Source organism: Mesorhizobium sp. M4A.F.Ca.ET.020.02.1.1 (assembly GCF_004022645.1).
Classification (GTDB): domain Bacteria; phylum Pseudomonadota; class Alphaproteobacteria; order Rhizobiales; family Rhizobiaceae; genus Mesorhizobium.
Genome location: NZ_RZOI01000736.1, coordinates 1 through 2,949, shown reverse-complemented (window position 1 = coordinate 2,949; position 2,949 = coordinate 1). Strand labels below are relative to the sequence as shown.

Genomic DNA, 2,949 nt, shown 5'->3' with positions numbered 1-2,949 from the left:
ATCCCGAGTTCGGGCTGACGCAAATTCAGATCGGGGAAGGCTGCGGCTCCATGACTATGCCGATGACCGACGCGCGCCTTTCGGCGATGACCGCCATGGCCACCGAGGAACTCATGCGCCTCGCCGGCGCCAATGCCGATGGCGGAGAACTGGTCGTGGGGGTGGCAGAGCCCGATAGCCCATCGACAAGTTGGCGCCGCCTCTCCGTGTCAAAATTCCTGGAAATCCCGGTCGAGGGCAGCGAATGGACTTTGCGTCTGTCGTCGCACGTCGCCGGCATGATCCGCGAAGAGACCGCGCGGTTTCCCAATGTCGAGACGGGAGGCCTTCTGATCGGCTCCTGCAGTTCTCTCATGAAGACTGTCACGGTGGTCGACCTGATCGAGGCGCCAGAAGACAGCGTGAGGACGCCGACGCTGTTCGTGCTTGGAACGAAGGGCATGAAGAATCGGATCGATGCCCGTTTCGAGGAAAGCGGCCGCTCGCTGCTTGATGTGGGTACCTGGCACAGCCACCTCGCCGAACAAGGTCCCTCGCCCACCGACCGCAAGACGGCCAAGCAGGTCGCCGTGGAGCGAGCGCCGCCGGCCATCCTTTCTCATTGCCACTCCAGCCACGTACCATGCCATCATGCATCAGGACGCGCCATGAACGATTACCTCGACGCCTACTCCATCAAGGCGCGCCTCGCGCCGGCAGCTCTGGCGATTGCCCCGGTCATTGTCCTGATTGTGCTGGCCTTCAACTGGGTTCAGCCGAGCCTCCCCGAGGCCATCATCGGTCTCGCCGTCATGGTCCTGTTCTTCGCTGCCTCGAATGTGGCCCGCCGCCTGGGCAAGAGGAAGGAGAGACAGCTGTTCGCGACGACCGGCGGGAGACCGGAAAATCGCGAACTGAACCACCTGGATAAGACACTCGACGAGCGGACCAAGGACCGCTACCGCAAATTCCTCGCCAAGCAGCTCGAGCAGCCGGCGCCGACGCGCGACATGGAAGTCGAGGACCCCGACGAAGCGGCTGCGTTCTATGTGCAGTGCTACAACTGGCTGCGCGAGAACACCCGCGACACCGAGAAATTTCGGATTCTTTTCAACGAGAACATCGCCTACGGCTATTACCGCAATCTCCTGGCGCTGAAGCCCTATGGCATCGTGCTCAATCTGCTGACCATCGCCGCCGCGGCCGCAATCATCTACTACAAGCCCGATTTCGCTTGTTGTCGAGGTTGATCAGCGCCATGTCCCCGTTGCCCACGGGGAAAAGGTCAGTTTTGCAGGCATCTGTGTCGGTTCCTATGGTTGGCCGGAACGGGCACGCAACGGATCATTTCCGTGTGCGCGCGCCGCCGGCAACTAGCCTGTGGCTTGTCAATGGAGCCTTGGGGCACTAGAACCGACTTGCAACGGTACGGACCTGTGGTCTGGGCAGTCTTACGGCGCCACGTCCGCAGGTACGCACAAACAGAAGGCAGGCGGTGGAATCACCGTCTGCCTTTTTTATGGCACAGCGTTAAAATGAAGTAAATACGTTCGTGCAGCGCGTTGCACTGAGGGTACGATTATTTGGCAAGTTGTCAACAGGCCAATCGGACCAAAACGCCGCAGGCGGCGATGCATGGCAGGTATGTCTTTTTACATATGGTAGCGGGACCCGAGAACGCAAGTCGCGCTTCACGTTGCTCGGTCGAGGGCCAGGTCGGTGAAGCTCCAGCTGCGCACAGGCCACGTTTGAGGCGCAAGCTTCACCGTCGCATGTGTGCCCTAGCATGGAAACGTCGGACGGCAGCGCCACCAGGGGGTATGTGGCTTCCCAGGCTTTCGTGGACAAATATCAGGCTCGCGGGCCGCTCAAAACATTGCTGCCCGCCCGCGTCGCTCAGGGCACCACGTTCAAGCCGACGCATCCGGACGCGGACGATGCCTACGAATGGATGGGACTGGAGGCCCGAAAAGAGATCTTTGCGCTTTTGGATGCAGCAGTAGCCGATCCTGCCGCAACGGTCAGCATGGTCGCCTACGACATGAGCGAAAGCGAAATCATGGACCGCCTGTTCGCGCTCGGTCCGCGCCTCAGGATGATCATCGACGACAGCGATAAGCATGGGCTCAAGACAAGTGGTGAGACCCAGTCCGAGACACTGCTCAAGGCTTCCGCTGGCGAGGACAACGTCAAGCGGGAACGGATGGGAGGTCTCCAACATAATAAGATGATTATCGTGGATGCGGCCGTCCCGCGCGCCGTCTGCGGTTCGACAAACTTCAGCTGGCGCGGGCTCTATGTTCAATCGAACAACGCCTTGCTGTTAACGGGCGCTCAAGCCGTCGCCCCCCTCAAGGCTGCGTTCGAGGCCTATTGGAAAAAGGATGGGTTCGCCAACGGTCCCTCACCCGACTGGCATCCGCTCGGCTTGGCGGGCATTGATGCCAGCATCACCTTTTCTCCCCATGACACAGCCCGTGCCCGCCTTGCGGAAATCGGCCAGGATGTCGAAAAGGCCCAGGCCTGCCTCCTCTATTCCCTGGCTTTCCTGAGCATCACAGGCGGTGCTGTAACCGACGCCGTGGAAGCGGCTACCAACAGCCCGGTTTCACCTACGGCATTTCCGACAACAACACCGGTGTCACCGTTCATAAGCCCAATGGCAACACTGCACCCGTCTATTTCGCTCGCCTCAACAAACACGTGCCGACGCCGTTTAAGGTCGAACCTTACACCGGCATCGGGCCAAATCTGCACCACAAGTTTCTGGTAATCGATTTCAACACACCTGACGCCCGCGTGTGGACCGGTTCTTACAACTTCAGCAAGCCCGCTGACCTTCAGAACGGAGAGAACCTGCTCCTCATCCGCGACCAAAAAATTGCGACATCGTATATGGTCGAAGGGATACGCATCTTCGACGACTACCATTTCCGCGTCACCCAGGAAGACGCTGCAGAGGCCAAAAAG

At 59.7% G+C, this 2,949-nt stretch carries 2 protein-coding genes; both read left to right on the top strand.

Features of this window, described 5'->3' with window-relative positions; all coding sequences use genetic code 11:
- Positions 1 to 1,229 (top strand): Mov34/MPN/PAD-1 family protein (locus tag EN742_RS30230; protein ID WP_210214495.1); only part of this gene is annotated, 1,229 nt, incomplete at its 5' end.
- Between the two features lie 536 nt (positions 1,230 to 1,765).
- Positions 1,766 to 2,752, top strand: coding sequence for a phospholipase D-like domain-containing protein (locus EN742_RS30225; protein ID WP_091600496.1), 987 nt, complete (start codon positions 1,766 to 1,768; stop codon positions 2,750 to 2,752).
- Positions 2,753 to 2,949: the final 197 nt, after the last annotated feature.